This window comes from Mycobacterium sp. 94-17 (assembly GCF_035617725.1).
Lineage (GTDB): Bacteria > Actinomycetota > Actinomycetes > Mycobacteriales > Mycobacteriaceae > Mycobacterium.
Map to the genome: position 1 here is coordinate 13,268 of NZ_JAPIYN010000007.1, position 19,712 is coordinate 32,979.

General features: G+C 67.3%; 16 protein-coding genes. 8 read left to right on the forward strand and 8 right to left on the reverse strand.

Annotation, left to right across the window (positions count from 1 at the left end; genetic code table 11):
• Positions 1 to 13: 13 nt before the first annotated feature.
• Positions 14 to 460, forward strand: a complete 447-nt coding sequence (locus tag OQ789_RS10310) for an Lrp/AsnC family transcriptional regulator (protein WP_324685477.1) — start codon at positions 14 to 16, stop codon at positions 458 to 460.
• A gap of 33 nt (positions 461 to 493) precedes the next feature.
• Here the strand turns inward: OQ789_RS10310 and OQ789_RS10315 are convergent, their stop codons facing one another.
• The gene (locus OQ789_RS10315; RefSeq protein ID WP_420716083.1) at positions 494 to 1,357 is read right to left on the reverse strand and encodes a CbiQ family ECF transporter T component; all 864 of its coding nucleotides are present in this window, start codon (positions 1,355 to 1,357) and stop codon (positions 494 to 496) included.
• Entirely contained in the window at positions 1,354 to 3,408 is a 2,055-nt protein-coding gene (locus tag OQ789_RS10320; protein WP_324685478.1) for an ATP-binding cassette domain-containing protein, read from the reverse strand. Before OQ789_RS10320 ends, OQ789_RS10315 begins: the two co-directional genes overlap by 4 nt.
• Before the next feature lie 118 nt (positions 3,409 to 3,526).
• Between OQ789_RS10320 and OQ789_RS10325 the strand changes: the two genes are divergently transcribed.
• The 3 genes from OQ789_RS10325 to OQ789_RS10335 all read left to right on the forward strand — a co-directional run bounded on the left by OQ789_RS10325 (position 3,527) and on the right by OQ789_RS10335 (position 8,499).
• Positions 3,527 to 4,015: a MarR family winged helix-turn-helix transcriptional regulator gene (locus OQ789_RS10325; protein ID WP_324685480.1), complete on the forward strand. Its 489-nt coding sequence runs from the start codon at positions 3,527 to 3,529 to the stop codon at positions 4,013 to 4,015.
• 123 nt (positions 4,016 to 4,138) lie between these two features.
• Positions 4,139 to 6,466, forward strand: coding sequence for an ATP-binding cassette domain-containing protein (locus tag OQ789_RS10330; RefSeq protein ID WP_324685482.1), 2,328 nt, complete (start codon positions 4,139 to 4,141; stop codon positions 6,464 to 6,466).
• A gap of 59 nt (positions 6,467 to 6,525) precedes the next feature.
• On the forward strand, positions 6,526 to 8,499 hold the full coding sequence (locus OQ789_RS10335) for an acyl-CoA dehydrogenase (RefSeq protein WP_324685483.1): 1,974 nt from the start codon (positions 6,526 to 6,528) through the stop codon (positions 8,497 to 8,499).
• Here OQ789_RS10335 and OQ789_RS10340 read toward each other — a convergent pair.
• Positions 8,489 to 8,674, reverse strand: a complete 186-nt coding sequence (locus OQ789_RS10340) for a hypothetical protein (protein WP_420716084.1) — start codon at positions 8,672 to 8,674, stop codon at positions 8,489 to 8,491. The two genes, OQ789_RS10335 and OQ789_RS10340, sit on opposite strands and share 11 nt — an antisense overlap.
• Positions 8,675 to 8,696: 22 nt before the next feature.
• Entirely contained in the window at positions 8,697 to 9,158 is a 462-nt protein-coding gene (locus OQ789_RS10345; protein ID WP_420716096.1) for an LppP/LprE family lipoprotein, read from the reverse strand.
• 348 nt (positions 9,159 to 9,506) lie between these two features.
• Here OQ789_RS10345 and OQ789_RS10350 point away from each other — a divergent pair, with 348 nt between their 5' ends.
• The 4 genes from OQ789_RS10350 to OQ789_RS10365 all read left to right on the forward strand — a co-directional run bounded on the left by OQ789_RS10350 (position 9,507) and on the right by OQ789_RS10365 (position 16,422).
• Complete coding sequence (locus OQ789_RS10350) at positions 9,507 to 13,715, forward strand: bifunctional nitrate reductase/sulfite reductase flavoprotein subunit alpha (protein WP_324685772.1); 4,209 nt, start codon at positions 9,507 to 9,509, stop codon at positions 13,713 to 13,715.
• A gap of 114 nt (positions 13,716 to 13,829) precedes the next feature.
• On the forward strand, positions 13,830 to 14,096 hold the full coding sequence (locus OQ789_RS10355) for a hypothetical protein (RefSeq protein ID WP_324685485.1): 267 nt from the start codon (positions 13,830 to 13,832) through the stop codon (positions 14,094 to 14,096).
• Between the two features lie 303 nt (positions 14,097 to 14,399).
• Positions 14,400 to 15,755 (forward strand): MBL fold metallo-hydrolase, encoded by a 1,356-nt coding sequence (locus tag OQ789_RS10360; protein WP_324685773.1) that lies wholly within the window; start codon positions 14,400 to 14,402, stop codon positions 15,753 to 15,755.
• A 64-nt stretch (positions 15,756 to 15,819) separates the two neighbouring features.
• The gene (locus tag OQ789_RS10365) at positions 15,820 to 16,422 is read left to right on the forward strand and encodes a rhodanese-like domain-containing protein (RefSeq protein ID WP_324685486.1); all 603 of its coding nucleotides are present in this window, start codon (positions 15,820 to 15,822) and stop codon (positions 16,420 to 16,422) included.
• Between the two features lie 21 nt (positions 16,423 to 16,443).
• Here OQ789_RS10365 and OQ789_RS10370 read toward each other — a convergent pair whose 3' ends face one another.
• From OQ789_RS10370 to OQ789_RS10385, 4 genes are read right to left on the reverse strand one after another with little or no spacing between them, the layout of a single operon-like run.
• Entirely contained in the window at positions 16,444 to 17,859 is a 1,416-nt protein-coding gene (locus OQ789_RS10370) for an MBL fold metallo-hydrolase (RefSeq protein WP_324685487.1), read from the reverse strand.
• Positions 17,860 to 17,895: 36 nt separating this feature from the next.
• Positions 17,896 to 18,402 carry a CAP domain-containing protein gene (locus tag OQ789_RS10375; RefSeq protein ID WP_324685488.1) on the reverse strand — a complete coding sequence of 169 codons (507 nt, stop codon included), beginning with the start codon at positions 18,400 to 18,402 and terminating at the stop codon, positions 17,896 to 17,898.
• A 14-nt stretch (positions 18,403 to 18,416) separates the two neighbouring features.
• Positions 18,417 to 19,022, reverse strand: a complete 606-nt coding sequence (locus OQ789_RS10380) for a hypothetical protein (protein ID WP_324685489.1) — start codon at positions 19,020 to 19,022, stop codon at positions 18,417 to 18,419.
• Complete coding sequence (locus tag OQ789_RS10385) at positions 19,019 to 19,696, reverse strand: Mce protein (protein WP_324685491.1); 678 nt, start codon at positions 19,694 to 19,696, stop codon at positions 19,019 to 19,021. The genes OQ789_RS10380 and OQ789_RS10385 overlap by 4 nt, the downstream gene beginning before the upstream one ends.
• Positions 19,697 to 19,712 lie beyond the last annotated feature (16 nt).

Below are 19,712 nucleotides of genomic sequence, written 5' to 3' on the forward strand. Positions count from 1 at the left end.
AGGGAGGGGCCGGATGGACCGCTTGGACGAGACCGACGAGCGCATCCTCGCCGAGCTGACCGAGCATGCGCGGGCCACCTTCGCCGAGATCGGCGAGAAGGTGAATCTGTCTGCGCCGGCGGTGAAACGCCGCGTCGACCGGATGCTGGACAGCGGCGTCATCAAGAGCTTCACCACGGTCATCGACCGCAACGCGCTGGGCTGGCACACCGAGGCCTATGTCCAGGTGTTCTGCCACGGCCGGATCGCGCCCGACGAGCTGCGGGCGGCCTGGGTGGACATCCCCGAGGTGTTCAGCGCCGCGACGGTCACCGGCACCCCGGATGCGCTGCTGCATGTGCTCGCCCGCGACATGCGGCATCTGGAGACCGCGCTGGAACGGATCCGGTCCAGCGCCGATATCGAGCGCAGCGAGAGCATCGTCGTGTTGTCCAACCTCATCGACCGGATGCGGCCGTGACGCCCGGCAGGCAACGCGCCCGGGAGGACGGCGTCAGCCCACTTGCGGCAGCACGATCTCGATCACTATCGCGGCGACGCCGACGCACACGGCGATGGCAAGCGTCAACCAGTCAGCCCGTTTCGGCCGCGCCGGGCTGGCCGATAGCTGACCGATGCCCCCGCGGGCGGTAATCGCGTCACCCATCTCGTCGGCCCGGCGCAGAGTCACCACGATCGCCGCGGCCATCAGATCGATCGCCCCCCGGCTCTGCTGCCGCAACCGCGCCCGACGGCCCGAGGGCGTCCGGTTGGGCCGCAACAGGCGGGCGGCGTAGAGCACCTGAAATTCGTCGATCAGCATCGGGAAGGCGCGCAGCGCGAGGGCCAGGGCCACCGCCCATTCGTCGACCGGAATACGCAGCAGTTTCAGCGGACGACCCAATGTCGCTACAGCAGGGGCGATTTCGGCGACATTTGTGGTCCACGACACCATCGCTCCGAGCCCCAGCAGCACCACCGACAATGCGGTGATCCTGAGGAATTGCAGGGCCCCACCGAGCCCGATGACCAGACCGCCCACCGGTATGTTCGGACTGCCGCCGGCAAAGGACGCCGTCACAAAGCCCAACGCGAGCAGGGCCCACAGCCACCGCGGAATCGGCGGCAGCGCGCCACGCGGGATGCGTGCGATCCGCACCGCGGCCGCCACCAGCGCCGCCACCAACGCGATCGTCGTCCAGCCCGGGTAGAAGGTGAGCAGCACCGAAACACCGAAGACGACAAGCAGTTTGGTGCCGGCCCACAGGTCGTGGATGGCCGAGTCGCCGGGCACCGGGACCAGCAGGACAACCGACTTGGATCGCCTTCGGTTCGCCTCGGGCGCCGAGGTGGATGCCGAAATGGGTGCCGCCGTCACGCCAGGCCCCCCGCCGCGGCGGTGGTGGACACCGCTTCCAGTTCCCCGTTGCTCAGCCGGATGGTCCGCGGACAAACCTCATCGAGACCGACGAAGTCGTGCGAGATGACCACCAGCGTCAGGCCGCGCGTGCGACGCAGATTCGCGAGCACACGCAGCAAACCGCGCTGGCTGTCGGCGTCCAGCCCCGCCAAAGGTTCGTCGAGAATCAGGACCCGGGGCGAACACGCCAACAGTCCGGCAAGCACCACGCGGCGCATCTGCCCACCGCTGAGCTGATCGATGCGACGCTCGGCGAGTGCGGGGTCCAGCCCGACCGCGGTCAGCGCCGAGGCCACGCGGTCGTCATCCCGATGCGAAAAACCGGCGACCGAGGCCACTTCCAGGTTGACGTGGCTGCGCATCAGCTGCAGCCGGGCGGTCTGGAAGGACAGGGCCACCGCGCCGACGTGCCGGTGCGTGGGTTCGCCGTCGATCAGGCAGACGCCCTCGGTGGGCACGGTCAATCCGGCCATGATCCACGCCAGGGTCGACTTGCCAGAACCGTTGCCGCCGTGGATCAACAGCCCGTCACCTTGCTCCACCCGGAAGCTGATGTCGCGCAGGGCCGTCTTCGCCCACGGCGTGCCGCTGTGATATTCGTGCCCGACCCCCACCACCTCGAGGATCGGTGTGCCGGAGCCGGGGCCGGCGACGACGGTTGGCGCCGGCGCCGGCGCGATCTCGACCATGCCGCTGTTGTCGGACGAATCGCTGAGGTTGATCGTGCGGTCCGCCGAGGCGGCCTCGTTGTCGAAGTGCGTGATGTGCACCAGGGCTGTCCGGTGCCGCTCGGGGAGACCGGACAGGGCGTCGAGCAGGAGTTCGCGGCCCCGCTGGTCGACCATGCTGGTGAACTCGTCGGCGATCAGCAGCGCCGGCTCCCGGGCCAGTGCCGCGGCCAGCGCCAGCCGCTGCAGTTCCCCGCCGGACAGACTCCCGGTGTCGCGCTCGGCGAGGCCCTCTAGGCCGACCTCGGCCAGTAACCGATTCACGTCGACTTCGGCGCCCGGCGGCAGCCCCCAGACCACGTCGTCGGCGACCCGGGAGCCCAGGACCTGGGTTTGGGGGTGCTGAAGCACCAGCGACGTGCCGCCGACCATGCCCAAACCCACTGCGCCGGGACGATATACGGCACCCGACGTCGGTTCCCGGCCGGCCAGGATCAGCGTCAGGGTCGTCTTGCCGGAACCGTTCGCGCCGACCACCGCGACATGTTCGCCGACCTCGAGGTCCAGGCTGATCTCACGCAACGCGTCCTGGGTGGCGCCCGGATAGCGAAACCGGACGTCGACCAACCGCACCGGCACGGGACCGATAGCGGCATCCGCATCGTCAGCACCCTCGGCGGTGTCCAGCTTGTGTACGTCGGGAATGTTGTGCATCCGCTCCAACAGCCGCGACAGCACCCACCAGCCGATCACCGACGAGATCATCACCCCGTAGATGAGATAGAAGAGCATCAACCAGGGCCAGTAGTGCAGCGCATAGGCGAAACTGCGCTGGACGTCGGCGGCGACCCCGCGCAGGTGTACCCGCACCAGGAATGCGGCAATGCCGTCCACGTTCGCGGTCATGACCTGAAAAATCAAGTGCCGCAACCGAATCAGCACTGCCAACATCCCGACGGTCACACCGGCGATGGCGGCTCCGGCGAGAAACGACGCGACGACCACCGTCGGTGCGCCCCGGCCCCTGCGTTTCACCAGTCCGGTCAACCCACCGATGTACACGCAGTTGAGGACGGCGGCCAGGCTGCCCAGTCCGGAAATGAGGAAGGTGATCATCCCGGCGGCCACCGTTGCGGCGACGAGCACCCGAAGCCGGTAACGGTAGGCCAACAGCGCCATGGGCACCGTGCCCAGCAGCGCCAACCCCTGCGCGAACGGGATGACGGTGGCGATGATGGCGATCACCGCGCAGAGCGCCCCCATGACCGACGCCTGCGCCAACTCGGGCGGTCGCAAGGGTCCACCCCGATCGCGCAAACGGACCGGGGGCGGGGTTCTCACTTCAACGATTGTGCCAGGCCCCGGCGCCAGGTCCCGTCATTGCACCGGCTGCGCTGCGGATGGCAGAAACGCGTCGCCGCTTCAGCCTCGCTTAGCAAAGCTATGCAACCATGGATGCATGGACAACGTCGTCGATGCCGCAAAGCTCGAGGGAGCGCAGGGACTGGGAGCCGACCTGCTCGCCGTGGTCGCCCGGCTCAACCGCATGGCCACCCAACGCATCCAGATGCCCTTACCCGCCGCACAGGCGAGGCTGCTGGCCACCATCGAAGCTCACGGCGAAGCCCGGATCGGCGACCTGGCCGCCGTCGACCACTGTTCCCAGCCCACGATGACGACGCAGGTACGCCGCCTCGAAGAGGCGGGCCTGGTCACACGGACGCCCGACCCCGGCGACGCGCGCGCGGTCCGGATCCGCATCACGGCCGAAGGCAGGCGCACGCTCAACGCGGTGCGGGCCGACCGCGCCGCCGCGATCGAACCGCAGTTGGCGCTGCTGGCCCCCGCGGACCGTCAGGTGCTGATGCAAGCAGTCGAGGTGTTGCGCGGGCTGCTCGACAACGCCACGCGCACCACTTCACTGGCCGGGCGCCGCGCCGCGTTGTGAACCGCCCGACCCTGGTCATCGGGGCTCGGGCAAGGGTAGACACATAGACGAGCGCGGCGACCGGGGGCGCGCCGGCCCCGAGGGTGACAGCAACGAACGGACCGGTGACGAAAGGTGGCGGCCATGCCGACCGAGGCTTCGGCCCTTCCGGCCTCGTTGACCGTCTGGGCCGGACCGACGAAATATGTCTTCGCGCCGGGCCGCGACGTGCTGGTGGGTTACGGCCCGGGAGCCGACATTCCGCTGGAGCGCCTCGCCGATCCCACTCAGCCGGCGCCGGCCCCCCGAATCGATGTGATCCTGCGGTTCACCGGAACCCAATGGGTGGCTATCGATCTGAGCCGCCGCGGCATCTTCGCCGGCCGCTCCCGGATCCCGACCCTCGAGATCCACGACGGCCTGGGGATCGCCCTCGGCGATGACCGGCACGGTCCGCGCCTGTTCTTTCAAATCGGGTCCGCACCCGCGCCACCACCCGGACATCCCCCGCCGGTTCCTCCCACCCGCAGCGCCACCCGGCGCATGCCCGTCGTCGCGCCCCCACCGCCCGTCGCCCCGCGGCCAGTCCAGCCCGGCCCGCCGCCTCCGGTCGCGCCTCCGATTCCGCCGGCCGCGCAACACGGCCCGCCCAAGGGCCCCGGTCTGATCGAGCGCATGGTGACCAGCAGGCTGCGCGCGCAGCGCCCCTCGTTCCGCACGCAGGAAGCCGGCTCCACCTTTCGCCTGCCGCTGCGGACCGCGTCCCGGACCACCGGCGTGACGGCTTACCGGCTGGGGCTGACCGTCGACGGACACGACACGCTGTCGGACATCTCGTTCACCGCGCAGCCGGGGGCCATGACCGCGGTCGTCGGGCCGTCGGCCGCCCGCAATGCCGCGCTGCTCGCGTTGCTGGCCGGCGCCGGGGCACCCAGCTCGGGGCGCGTCACCGTGGACGGGCACGACGTGCACGCGGAGCCCGAGTCCATGCGGACCCGCATCGGGGTGGTCCCGCGTGACGACCGTCTGCACCCGCAGCTCACGGTCGCGCGCGTGGTGCGGTATGCCGCCGAACTGCGGCTGCCGCCGGACACCTTGCCCGGGGAGCGCGACCGCGTGGTCAGCCAGGTTCTCGACGAGCTCGGGCTGACGCCACACCGCGACACCAGAATCCGCAAACTCGCGCCGGAGGTGCGCCGGTGCGCCGCCCTGGCGGTCGAGCTCGTCACCCGGCCGGGCCTGCTCGTGGTCGACGAACCCACCGCCGGGCTGGACGCGGCCCAACAACGCCGGGTCATGGCGGTCTTGCGGCACCAGGCCGATCTCGGCTGTGTCGTGGTGGTGGCGATCTCGGCGCGCACGTCGCTCGCCGACGTCAACGCGTGCGACCAGGTGTTGGTGCTCACCGGTGCCGGCGAGATGGCGTATCTCGGTACACCGCTGCAGATCGAGTCCGCGATGGGCACCGCCGACTGGTCGGCGGTGCTCGCGCGCGTCGGCGCCGATCCGGCGGCAGCCCACCGCGCCTTCCGCGCGCGGCCGCAGGCGGCACCGGCCACCCCCGCAGAGGTCGCGGCCCCCGGCCCGCCGCCACCCCGGCTTCCCGGCGGCCGGCAGATCCGGCTGGTGGCCCGGCGCGAGGCTCACCTGCTGCTCGGCCGGCGCGTCTCGTTCGCGTTCCTGGCGGTCCTGCCGTTCGCGCTGGCGGGCCTGGCGCTGCTGATCCCGGGTGAATCCGGACTGAAGAGACCAGACCCGGGCAGCACCAACGCCCACGAAGCCATCGAGATCCTGGCCGCCCTCAACGTCGCCGCGGTACTCCTCGGCACGGCCCTGACCGTCCGCGCGCTGGTGTGCGAGCACCGGGTCTTCCGGCGCGAGCAGCAAGTCGGCCTGTCGGCCCCGGCCTACCTGACCGCCAAGGTCATCGTGTACGGCCTGGCCGCGGCCGTCTGGGCCGGGTTCGTGGTCGCGATCGTCATCGCGGTCAAGGGCGCGCCCGGGTCCGGCGCCGTCGCGCTGCACGACGCCTCGGTCGAGCTGTACGCGAGCGTGGCCGCCACCGCGGTCGTGTCCGCGGTCATCGGCCTCGCGCTGTCGTCGCTGGGGACGTCACTGCGGGAGGTCCTGCCGTTGGTGGTCCCGGTGATCCTGGCGTCCGCGCTGTTCAACGGGAGCCTCGTGCAGCTGGTGAGCCGGTGGGGCCTGCAGCAGATCAGCTGGTTCGTCCCGGCCCAGTGGGGTTTCGCGGCCACGGCGTCGACGGTGAACCTGCACAAAGTCGACTCGCTGGCCGCCGACGTGCTGACCTGGACGCACTACAGCGGCTGGTGGGTGTTCGACATGGGAATGCTCGTGCTCTTCGGTGTGCTGGCGGCCGGGTTCACGCTGTATCGGCTGCGATCGCCCCTCGACGGGGACCGCGGCACGTCCCCCGATCGCCGGCCGCGAGCCACTCACCCGGAGAGCTGACTTCCGGCGCCGCGTCGTCGTTGTTCCCGCGACGCGAACCGCCCACTACTGTCGGGCTTATGGCGCCTGAAACGATTAGCACTGCCGAGCACCTGCGCAACGCCTTGGACGGACGTTGGCGCGATGTCAGAAACCGGATGCGCGACACACTCACCGAGGATCTGTTCCGCCCGCACTACACACCCAACACCGTGATCGCCCGCACCAAGGTGGCGGAGCAGCTGAGAATCATGGCGGCGTTCGGTGCGGCTGCCGACAGCTTCAAGAAGGACCACGGCGGCACCGGCGACGTCGGCGCGGCGATCACGATGATCGAGATGCTGGCCATGTCGGACCTGTCGCTGATGGTGAAGGCCGGCGTGCAGTGGGGGTTGTTCGGCGGCGCCGTGGAGAACCTGGGCACGGAGCGCCACCACGAGACCTACGTGCCCGAGATCATCAGCCTGGAGTTGCGCGGCTGTTTCGCGATGACCGAGACGGGACACGGCAGCGATGTGCAGTCGCTGGAGACCACCGCGACCTACGACCCTGACACCGAAGAGTTCGTCATCGACTCCCCCACCCCGTCGGCCCGCAAGGATTACATCGGTGGCGCCGCCGAAACCGCAAGCATGGCAGCGGTTTTCGCGCAACTGATCACCAGCGAGGACGGCAAGCCGGTCAACCACGGCGTGCACTGCGTGCTGGTGCCGATCCGGGACGAGGACGGCAACGACCTGCCCGGGGTCACCACCTCGGACTGCGAGTACAAGGGCGGGCTGCCCGGCGTCGACAACGGCCGCATCGTGTTCGACCACGTCCGCGTCCCGCGGGTCAACCTGCTGAACAAGTACGGCGACGTGGCAGCCGACGGCACCTACAGCTCGCCGATCGACAACCCGAACCGCCGGTTTTTCACCATGCTGGGCACCCTGGTCCGCGGCCGGATCACCGTGGGCGGCAGCGCCGGTGCCGCAGGCCGCGTGGCGCTGGATATCGCCACGCGATATGCGTTGCAGCGCAGGCAGTTCAGCGCACCCGATGACGGTTCGGAGGTGCTGATCATGGATTACCTGGTGCACCAGCGGCGCCTGTTCCCGTTGATCGCGAAGTCCTACGCGCTGCAGTTCGCGCAGAACGAGCTGGTGGGCAAGTGTCACGACGTGCAGAGCGCGGACGCGCCCGACGCCGACGAGCAGCGTGAACTCGAAGCGCGGGCCGCCGGGCTCAAGGCGGCCAACACGTGGCACGCCACCCGCGCGATCCAGGAGTCCCGTGAGGCGTGCGGGGGCGCGGGCTACATGGCCGAGAACCGGCTGATCGGGCTGCGCGGCGATACCGACGTGTTCACCACGTTCGAGGGTGACAACCATGTGCTGACGCAGCTGGTGGCCAAGGAGCTGCTGACGGCCTACGCCGATGACATCCGCAGCATGAGCCCGGTCGAATGGGTGCGCTTCGCCGCCAACACCGTTGGCGAGCGCGTCGTGAAACGCACTGCGGCCGAAGCGATTATCCAAACCATCGTGGATGCCCGCCAGGACAGCGAGGAAGAGGGCAGCCTGTTCAACCGCGGCACCCAGATCAAGATGTTCGAGGACCGCGAGGAATATCTGCTGGCGTCGGTGGCGCGCCGCCTGCAGGCGAAATCCAAAGAGATGTCCGAATTCGACGCCTTCAACTCGGTGCAGGACCACGTGCTGCACGCGGCCGGCGCCCACATCGACCGCGTGGTGCTGGAGGCGTTCGTGGCCGGAATCGACGCGTGCCCCGACGAGAAGGCCCGCGAACTGCTCGGCATCCTGTGCGACCTGTACGCGCTGTCGGTGATCGAAGACGACAAGGCCTGGTACATCGAGCACCGTTCCCTGTCCACCGAGCGCGCCAAGGCGGTCACCCGCGGCATCAACGACCGGTGCCGCGCGTTGCGTCCGCACGCCGAGACACTGGTCGACGGTTTCGGGGTGCCGGAGCGGCTACGGTACGCCGAGATGCTGCACCCGGAGAACTTGTCGGACACCTCCTCCGGGGCCGCCGAAGCCCTCACGAGCTGACGCACTGCCCCACGGTCGCCTCGTGGGCCTCCCGCGCCGGTGGCCGGGCGCAGTGCCGCGGCCGCACATACCTCGCCCAGGTCAGGAACGTCGCGGCGACGCAGGAGATCGTGATCGCCCAAAACGCCGGCGTCTCGGTGCCGGTGGTGGCGTAGGACTTGTCACACAACGTCATTGGTGATGATTTGCGTGAAATGCTATTGATTCGGAATCTTGCTCAATGGTTGCAGCCTGCCATCGGCGCCGATCCGGAACTTCACCGTTCCGATTCCGCTGGGACAGCACAGCTGATCCTTTCCCTTCTGCCACTGGTATTGCACGGTGACGGTGTCATCCGAGGGCGGTAGCACGGTTATATACGGCTTCGGGTTCGCGGTGGGGCTACCGAGCGGCGTGTTGTGATCGAAGAAGAGCAGTTGTTGCGGGGTGGCCTCGTCAGCGATCGTCGGGATGATCTGCACCCAGTACAACCGGCAGTTTCGGGTGTGCCCCCGGCCCATCTCGACCCAGTTGGTTCCGGGCACGGCGACGGGGACGGCGGCGATGGCCCGGCTCACGGTGGCGGCCGCGGGCCCGTCGGAATCCTTGCAGGTGTCCGGCCGGGCCTGCGGCGGTGAGCTCGGCTTACCGCCGCAGGCGGCGGCCAGCAAAACCAGCAAGATCACAATCAGCCGACTCACGCGGTGAGCTTAGCGAAGACTGTGAATGTCCCACCGGTTTGGTCAAAAACCCCGTTCGCGGCGGCGTTTCCAGCGGCCCATTGCGTAGCCTCGAGTCGGGCGGATGGTCAACGGTGACCTGCGGTAACGCCATCTCAAGGCATGAATTCACCCGGCGATTTCACACCGGCGTATCGGCCGTTGAGAGGAAGTGGTAAACCGCGGGAAATTTCGGGCAGCGATGCCGAAACATGCCTGCCCCACAATGAACTCACCCGGCGCGGAGCTAACCCGTGCGGCACTCGACGGAGGGACGTGAGCGTGGCCAGGGAGGCGGCCAAGGCTTCGATGGCGCCTGAGAACGCCGTGAACACCCTGTGCGCGTATTGCGGCGTCGGTTGCGGCATGGTGCTGCAGGTCGCAACGGATCCCGAGACGGGGCGCGATCACGTCGCCAAGTCGGTTGGCAACAAGGAACATCCGGCCAATTTTGGCCGACTGTGCACCAAGGGCGCCACCACCGCCGACATGCTCGCCGCGCCGGGGCGGATGGTTTCGGCGCACGCGCGGGCCGAGCGCGGCGAACCACTCGAGTCCATCGAGATGGACCGGGCGATCGCGCAGTGCGGGAAGCGGTTACGCGCAATCATCGATGAGCATGGTGCGGATGCTTTCGCGATGTATGTGTCCGGCCAGCTGTCCATCGAGGCGCAGTACCTGGCGAACAAGCTGACCAAGGGCTTCATCGGCACCAACCAGATCGAGTCGAACTCGCGACTGTGCATGGCCAGCGCGGGTTCCGGTTACAAGCTCTCCCTGGGCGCGGACGGACCGCCGGGGTCGTACCAGGACTTCGACCATGCCGACGTCTTCTTCGTCATCGGCGCCAACATGGCCGACTGTCACCCCATCCTGTTCCTGCGGATGATGGACCGGGTCAAGGCCGGCGCAAAGCTGATCGTCGTCGACCCGCGCCGCACCGCGACCGCCGACAAGGCCGATCTGTTCCTGCAGATCGCGCCGGGATCGGATCTGGCGCTGCTCAACGGGTTGCTGCACCTGATCGTCGAGAACGGCCACACCGCACCCGATTTCATCGCCGAGTTCACCGAGGGGTGGGAGGTGATGCCCGGGTTTCTGGAGCAGTACACCCCCGACATGGTCAGCGCGGTGACCGGTATCGCGGTAGCGGACCTCCGCGCGGCGGCCCAAATAATCGGCGCGGCAAAGAATTTCATGAGCTGCTGGACGATGGGCCTCAATCAGAGCACCCACGGCACCTGGAACACCAACGCCATCTGCAACCTGCACCTGGCCACCGGCACCATCTGCAAGCCGGGCAGCGGCCCGTTCTCGCTCACCGGGCAACCCAATGCGATGGGTGGTCGCGAGATGGGTTACATGGGACCGGGATTGCCGGGTCAGCGGTCCGTGGCATCCGACGATGACCGCGAGTTCGTCGAAAACCTGTGGGGCATCCCCCACGGGACGCTGCGCACCGACGTCGGTGGTGGCACCATCGACATGTTCTCCCGGATGGCCGGCGGCCAGATCAAGGCGTGCTGGATAGTCTGCACCAATCCCGTTGCCTCGGTTGCTAATCGGAAGACGGTGCTGGCCGGATTGGAGCGCGCCGAATGGGTGATGGCCCAGGACGCCTTCCTCGAGACCGAGACCAACGAATATGCCGACGCGTTGCTGCCCGCGACCCTGTGGACGGAGTCCGAAGGGGTCATGGTCAATTCCGAGCGCAACATGACGTTGTTCCGGCCCGCGGTCGAGGCGCCTGGCCAGGCGCTGCCCGACTGGCAGATCATCGCCCGGATCGCCTGCGAGATGGGCTTTTCCGAGGCGTTCAGCTACAGCTGCGCCGAAGAGGTCTTCGAGGAAATCAAGCGGTTCTGGAACCCGAAGACCGGTTATGACCTGCGTGGGGTCAGCTATCAGCGGTTGCGTCGGGGCCCCCTGCAATGGCCCTGCCCCACGGAGGCCGGGGGCGACCGTAACCCCATCCGCTACCTCAACGACGGTGTCAGCCAGGCGCAATTGGTCCGCGAGGACGGCAGCGTGCCGCGGTTGGCCTTCCCCACGGCGACGGGCCGCGCGGTGTTCTTCGCCCGCCCGCACCTGTCGCCCGAGGAAATGCCCGACGACGACTACCCGTTCGTGCTCAACACCGGCCGGTTGCCACACCAATGGCACACCATGACCAAGACCGGCAAGGTCGCCACACTCAACAAGCTCAATCCCGGCCCATTCGTCGAGATCCACCCCGGCGACGCCGCCCGCCTGCACGTCGCCGACGATGATCAGATCGAAATCGCTTCCCGCCGAGGCCGTGCCGTGCTGCCCGCCGTCATCAGTGACCGGGTGCGGCCCGGGAACTGCTTCGCGCCGTTCCACTGGAATGACGCCTTCGGCGAATACCTGTCGATCAACGCCGTCACCAACGATGCCGTCGATCCGATCTCCAGCCAACCGGAATTCAAGGCGTGCGCCGTCACCCTGACGAAGGTCACCGTCTCGCAACCCGATTCGGGAGCCGAGGCGCCCGCCCTCACCGACACACCAGAACCGGCGCCCACGGAGGTACCAGAAATCAGCGTGTCACGAGTCGACGCACTCGGCGAATTGCTGGGCGTGACAACACAACCCAAGCCGGAGTTCAACGAGCTACACCGCTCGTACCTGTCCGGCATGTTGTCCGGACTGCGCTCCGACGCGGGCCGCCGGTCCGGCGGGGTGCCCACCCTGCCGGTGAGCGCGCCGTTCGATTCCGGCGCCCGGCTGTGGGTGGACGGCCTGCTGGCGGGGCTGTTCTCGCGCGTCGACGGTCCTTCGCCGACGGCGCTGCCAGGCGTGTCGCAATCCGCCCCGCAGCCACCCGCCGATGCCGAGCCCGCGGCCGAGCGCGCTCCGATCGCCGTGCTGTGGGCATCACAGACCGGGAATGCAGAAGAGCTCGCCACCGAGATCGCCGCGCGATTGGGCGCGGCCCAACTTCCCGTCACGGTGCACGGCATGGACGAGTTCCCGCAGGCCGAATTGCCGTCGGCGCGGGAAGTGTTGTTCGTCACCAGCACCACCGGTGACGGCGAAGCGCCCGACAACGGCGCCGGCTTCTGGCGGGCGCTGACGTCCGAGGGTGCGCCACGACTGACCGGGACCCGCTATGCCGTGCTGGCTCTGGGCGACTCCAGCTACGACGATTTCTGCGGTCACGGCCGCAAACTGGACGCGCGCCTCGCCGAACTGGGGGCGACCCGCATCGCCGAGCGGGTGGACTGCGAACCCGACTACGACGACGCCGCCGCGAGGTGGGTGGGCGACGTCATCGCCACCCTCGCTCGCACTCCCGCGCCCGTCGGCGCAGACCGGGCCACGACGGCACCGGCTCGCGCTTCCGCGGTCGCGGTGCCGCCTGATCCGAACGCGCCGGCCTACAGCAAAAAGCACCCACTGATCACCGACATGGTCCGCAACACCGTGCTGAGCCGGCCGGCGTCGGCAAAAGACGTGCGGCACTTGGTGTTCGACATGCCGGAAGAATACGTGGCCTACCAGGCCGGGGACGCGCTCGGCGTGTGGCCGCGCAACAGCGACGCGTTGGTCGATGACTGGCTTTCGGTCACCGGACTGGACGGGCAGACCCCGGTCGAGGTCGGCGAGCACGGTCTGATGTCGCTGCGCTCCGCGCTCACCGAGCGCATCGAGATCGCCCACATCAGCCGGGACCTGGTGCGGTTCGTGCAGGAGCGCACCGGTGACGCCACCCTCGCGGGGCTGCTCAAGCCGGAAAACAAACGCGCACTGGCGGATTGGACGTGGGGCCGCCAGTCCATCGACCTGCTGTCCAAGCTGCCGGTCGCCGCCTCGGCCCACGAGTGGCTGCGGGTCCTCAAACGCCTACAGCCGCGGCTGTACTCGATCTCGTCGAGCCCCAAGGCGTGCCCGGGGGAAGTCCACCTGACGGTCTCCCCCGTGCGCTTCAACTTCCAGGGCGTGCCGCGCCGCGGGGTGTGTTCGACCTACCTGGCCGACCGCTCCCCCGGCGATCCAGTCGCCGTCTATCTGCAGCAGTCGAGTAGTTTCCGGCCTCCGAGCGACTCGGACACGCCGATGATCATGATCGGCCCCGGGACCGGTATCGCCCCCTTCCGCGGTTTTCTGCAAGAGCGACGCGCGCTCGGCCACACCGGACCCAACTGGCTGTTCTTCGGTGAACAGCACGCCGCCACCGACTTCTACTACCGCGACGAACTCGAGCAGATGCGCGACGACGGGTTTCTCACCGAACTGGACCTGGCGTTCTCCCGCGACCAGCAGCAGAAGGTCTACGTGCAGCACCTGATGCGCAAACGTGGCGCGCAGCTGTGGGGCTGGCTGCAGGGCGGCGCCCAGCTGTACGTCTGCGGCACCGCCGACCCGATGGCCAAGGACGTCGACCAGGCGCTGTGCGAGATCGCCGCCGAATTCGGCAAGCTCGGCCCGGAGGCGGCGAAGGAGTACGTCCAATCCTTGAGCGCCGACAAGCGCTACCACCGCGACGTCTACTAGCGCCGATCCGGCGCCGAAGCCGTAACACAGCGGAAACATCGCACACCCGCGGCCGAAACGTGGCCGTCGCACGATGCACTCACTAGGTCGCGCACCTGAAGGAGTGACGTCATCGTGGCTCGGGAGTGTGATGGACCCGATCGGGTCTTCAAGAACGGCTGCCCGCTGCAATGTCGGCTGCGGAACGGCGACGAAGCGGTGAACGACCAGGTCGACTGGGCCGGGTTGCCCGTCAACCTGGACTTCGCGTTCTCGCAAGCTCAACGCGACAAGGTCTACTGGCAGCATCTGCTGCGTAGGCGCGGTACCCAGTTCGGCCCCTGGCGACACGGCGCCCACGTGTGCGTCTGCGAGACGGCCGAATTGCTCACCAACGGGTAGCGCGCTGCCTCGAATCAATTCACGACTTTGCCGCGCGGCGCGGGCCGACGCAAAAATCACCGAGGTTGAAAATCGTTGACCTCCGTCACCCGCAAACGCTTGCGGGCGCCAAGCTGCGCAGACCCGCCCGCTGACGCGCCGAGCGGTGCTTGACGTGTATTCCCGCCGCGGTTGTCACCTGCTCGGTGGGTGGCAGCAATCCCCGTTCCGGGTATCAGAAAACATGTCGATTGCCATGAGCCGAAGAACAACGCGAGCCGCCGCCCCGCTGACGCGGGCCGATCAAAAGGTTTGAAAACCGTGGTGAACGTCACGATCATCGAAACTTCGGGTTTGGGCGACCGCAGCTATCTCATCAGCGACGGTGAGGTCGCCGTCGTCGTCGATCCGCAACGAGACATCGATCGGGTGCTTGAGCTGACAGAAGACCTGCGCATCACCCACGTGCTCGAAACCCACATCCACAGCGATTACGTCACCGGCGGGCTGGCACTGGCCAAAGCGACCGGCGCCCAATACATCGTTCCCGCAGGGGAAGACGTCGACTTTGATCACCACGCGGCTGAGGATGGCGGCCGAATCGACACCGGCGGAATCCATCTGGAAGTATTGCTCACACCCGGACACACCCACCATCACGTCAGCTATGTGCTGCACGAGGATTCCGGGGACACCGTCGGCGTCTTCACCGGCGGGTCGCTGCTGTTCGGCAGCACTGGCAGAACGGACCTGGTCGGTGACGACCACACCGAGGAATTGACTCGCCTGCAATATCATTCGGTCCGGCGCCTCGCCGATGAGCTGCCTTCGGAGACCGCGATCTATCCCACCCACGGATTCGGCAGTTTCTGTTCGGCCACGCCGCCCGACGGTGACGCCTCCACCATCGGCGAACAACGTCGCAGCAACCCGGCGCTGACGCAGGACGAACAGGAATACGTCGACGAGCTTCTGGCCGGACTCGCCGCGTTTCCCGCCTACTACGCACACATGGGCGTCATCAACAGGGCCGGCCCCGAAGCCGCGGACCTGAGCCCGCCCAAACCGGTAGACGCGCAGGAGCTTCGCCACCGGATCGACGCCGGCGAGTGGGTGGTCGACCTTCGGAACCGAACGGCGTTCGCAGCCGGGCACCTGCACGGCACCTATGGATTCGAGCTGTCGGGGTCCTTCGTGAACTACCTCGGGTGGCTGTACAGCTGGGGCGCACCCCTGACATTGATCGGTGAGGACACCCAGCAGGTCGCCGACGCTCAGCGTGAACTCGCCCGCATCGGCATCGATCGCCTCACCGGCAGCGCCACCGACGATATACGTGCGCTGGCCGACGGGGCCACGCTCAGCAGTTACCGGGTCGCGTCCTTCGAGGACCTCGCCGATGCGCTCGGTGCCGGCACGGTCACCGTCGTCGACGTTCGTCAGTCACGCGAATTCGACAGCGGCCACGTGCGCGATGCGGTCAACATCGCGCTGCACGAGCTACCGAAACGCCTCGGCGAACTCTCCGAGGACGGTGAGCTATGGATCCACTGCGCCAGCGGATACCGGGCGTCGATCGCCGCGGCTTTGCTCGACCGACTCCGGCGCCGCGTCGTGCTGATCGACGACGACTACGACAACGCCGTGAAACTAAACATCACTCAGGTTCACGGTGATTGAAAAGGCATGTCAGCACCACGGTGGAGGGTAGTGACTAGAGAGGCGTCCACAACGGGAGGAAACCATGAGTGCACCGGCCGCCGACGCCATCACGTCGGCCGAGCTGTACAAGCAGCTCGAATCTGTTACCGCTCTGCGTATCATCGACGTACGAACACCGGCGGAGTTCGAAACGTCACACATATCCGGGTCCCACAATGTGCCTCTTGACGTTCTGGATGAACACTCCCGTGAGATTGCCCAGCTTTTAGGGGGTGATCCGGACGCCGTCCTGGTATGCCGTTCGGGACAACGCTCCATCAAAGCCCAAAAGCTTTTGCGCAATGCGGGTTTGACCGGCGGTCGCGTGTTGGAGAAGGGAATCCTTGACTGGGAGGGGCAAGGCTTCTCGGTCGATCGCGGCGCCCAGCGATGGGACCTCGAGCGTCAGGTCCGCTTGTTCGCGGGGTCGGTGGTGCTCTCCGCAGTGGTGGGCAGCGTCGCCGTGCCGCGACTGAAATGGCTGGCCGCCGGAATCGGCGCCGGGCTCAGCTACGCCGCCATCTCCGACACCTGCCCGATGGCGACGGCACTGTCGAAGTTGCCCTACAACCGGGGTGCGAGGTCGGACGCCGAGGCGATCCTGTCTGACCTCAAAGAGGCGGTCTTTCGGGAAAGAGCGAGCTAGCAGCACCGCGGCAACGACGGTCTACCCCGTATCCGCGATGCTGTCGACCTCGTCGTCGCCGGCCACTGGCATCTCGGCGTCCTTCCAGGCCCCGTATCCCCCGAGGACGTCCGACACGTCATGGAAACCCGATGCCCGCAGCACACTGGCGGCGACCATGGAGCGGACACCGCTGGCGCAGTAGAGGGCGACGGGAGCGGTCTGGTCGATTTCAGACAGTGACGCGGTCAGGGTCGGCAAGGGGATCAGCCTGGCGCCGGGGATGATGCCCTCCTCGACTTCTCCCGGTCCCCGCACGTCCACAACCTGCAATCGGTGCTCGATATCGCGCAAGCCGGCCAGTTGGTGGACACTCAGCCGAGAAGCAGACTCGACAAGATCTTGTCGACGGGTGACGACCTCTGCGAGGTCGCGCAGCTGGCCGATGACTCGATCGAATCCGACGCGAGCGAGCCGGATCTTGGATTCACGCGCATGCGCCGGGTCGCCGACCAGCACGATGTCGCGCTCCGGTGACAACACATTGCCGGCCCACTCGGCGAACCGTCCGTGCAGACTGATGTTGACCGCTCCGCGCAGATGGCCCGCGGCGTGATCGCCCGGGTCGCGGGTGTCCAGCAGAACGGCACCGTCTTCGGCGCGCTGCAGCACCGCGTCGACGCCCAGCAGGGGCGGGGCCTCCTCGTCGAGCAGTGGGTGCGCCTCAGCATTGCGTTTGGAGTCGAACTTGAAGTAGGGAGGCTGCACCGACTGGCCCTCGGTAACCGCAGCAATGAAGGAGTGCACATCCGACTTCGTCAACGCGTAGTTGTTTTTCCTTTGCTCGCCGATAGTCGAGCTGGTATCGCTTGACAGGTTTTTGCCGCACGATGATCCGGCGCCGTGCGCCGGAAAGACTCGCGTCGCGTCAGGCAACGTCAAGAGTTTGTCGTGCAGCGATTCGTACAGTTGCGCCGCAAGTTCTTTCGCGCTGATACCCGAGGATGAGCAAAGATCAGGCCGCCCAACGTCTCCGACGAAGAGCGTGTCACCGGTGAGCACGCCGTAGGGCACCCCGTCCCCGGGATGCTCGTAGACCACAATGCATATCGATTCCGGTGTGTGGCCAGGCGTGGACAGTATCTCGAAGGTCACCTCGCCCAGCGATAGTCGCTGTCCATCGCGCAGCGGCTCGATCGCGAATTCAACGCCGGCCTGTTCGCCGTACGAGATCACCGCCCCGGTAGCCTCCGCTAATTCCAGGTGACCACTGAGGAAGTCGGCGTGGATATGTGTCTCAATGACCCGTTCGATGCGGAGGCCGTTTTCCTCTGCTTCCTCGAGATAGATACCCACATCGCGCCGCGGATCGACGACAACCGCACGACCCGTGGTTTTGTCCCCTATCAAGTAGGAGGCTTGCGACAGGCACTGCAAATAGTGCTGTGTGAAGATCATTCGAACGTTCCTCCTAAGCCGGCCGGGTCGAATCGTCTAGCGTTTGGGCGGGTCCGGCTGCCCGTACACCGCCACCACCACGGTGCGGTCGATGCTGTTGTCCGACCACACGCCGATGGTGGTGTTGGCGCAATCGCGGATGATCGCCATGTCGTCCGGGTTGTAGTACCACTGGTTGACCAGTTCCAGGCTGCTGATGGCGATGGCCGGGTTGATGGCCACCGTCTCGGCGGCCCTGCCGCGAAAGCCGGCGGCGTTGGCGCGGTCTTGCGGTGATGAACCGTCGGAGCCTGTGTCGTCGTTGATGTTTCGGTTGTTGATCATGTCCTCGGCATGCCACTCGGCGGCCAGCGTGAGCGCGTTGTTTCTGATGACGTCGTTAGTGCAGCCCGCCTGGTGCTGCAGGGTATAGACGGCGGAGACGACCGCGCTGTTGAGCCGCTTGTTGTCGGCCTGCGCGACGGGAGCCGCCAAAACGGCTGTGCCGAACAACACAACGCCGGCCGGCAGCACGCGAGCGCAACGGCGGACCGATACTTCCATGGCGGTTCCTCGGATTACACGGGGTCGAAGCGCGACACCAGCCACCGGCCATTGACCTTGTCCAGGGTCACCCGAACGACGGGTTGGGTGTCCGTGGGGGCGCCTCCGCCGATGGTCACCGTCTGGTCGAGATATACCAGGGCCACGGCATGGCTCGCGGTCGCCGAAACAGAGCCTGCCGCATTGGCTTTGGCCACCGACGAGATGTGCTTCTCTTTGGCACCGGGCACGACGACCTGGCGTGTCAGCTCGGCGTAGGCATCCTTGAACTCACCAGTCAGCCGTTCACGGGCCGCGGCGAGGTCCTTGTCCACCGTGTCGGCGTGATACGTCAATAAGGCGACCGCGTCTTCGCGCGCGGCCTGCACCGATTCTGCTCGGGCCAGCGCGAGGCTGTCGGCTGCCCCCGCCGACCACTTCAGGTAACCCGCGCCGAGCGCCAACGCCAATGCGAACGCCGGCAATATCCCGTAGGCCAACAACCGTGACCACACGATGGGGCGCCGTGCCCGCTTCGCCGCCGGGCGTACGTCGGCGGACGATTCGGTGGGCTGCGATTCCGGCGAGTCCCGTTCCTCGTCGGTGGTGTCGACTTTCCCGTCCTCCTTCAATGTCGTCATGGCACGAACACCACGTTGGAGACCTTGGCGTCGTCGCCGACCGAGCGGACCTCGATCCGCATGCGCCATTCGCGCGGCGCCTCTTCGCCTGCGGCGGTGCGCGATTTCACCGCCACCGCCACCAAGACCTGCGCGGAGTCACCGCGCTGAGATTCCAGTCCGGCATCGGTGACCGTCCCTTCCGATTTCGACTGCGCCGCCTTGACAACCTCCATGAACGGCTTGGAGCGCTGCTCGAAGTCGTCCCGGAATGCGCCGGTGGCCAAATCCAGGATCCGTTGTACGTCGGCGTCGACCCGGGTGTAGTCGATCGTGGTGAGGTTCACCGCGCTCTGACGGGCCGTCGCAACGTACAAGTTCTGCCGGGCCTGGCCGTCGTGCTTTTGGTAGGCGCGGTATCCGAGCCAACCCGTCAATCCAGCCAAAGTGGCCACGATGAGGCCGCCGGCCACCAAGGCCGATGCGGTCCGCGAGAGCCGCCGCCGTTGGGCAATCCGGCGCCACCGCGCGAGTCGGCCGGTGGATGGACTCACACCACCATCGCCGTCCTCGGCCTGGTCCTCCTCGGCCCCGGCCGGTTCCGGCGCGGCCGCGTCGACGTCCTCGGCCCCGTCGAGTTCCGTTGACTGGTCGACGCTTTCCTCCGTCGTCGGGGTATCAGGTTCGTCCGCCATTGTGCTCCTTCAGACT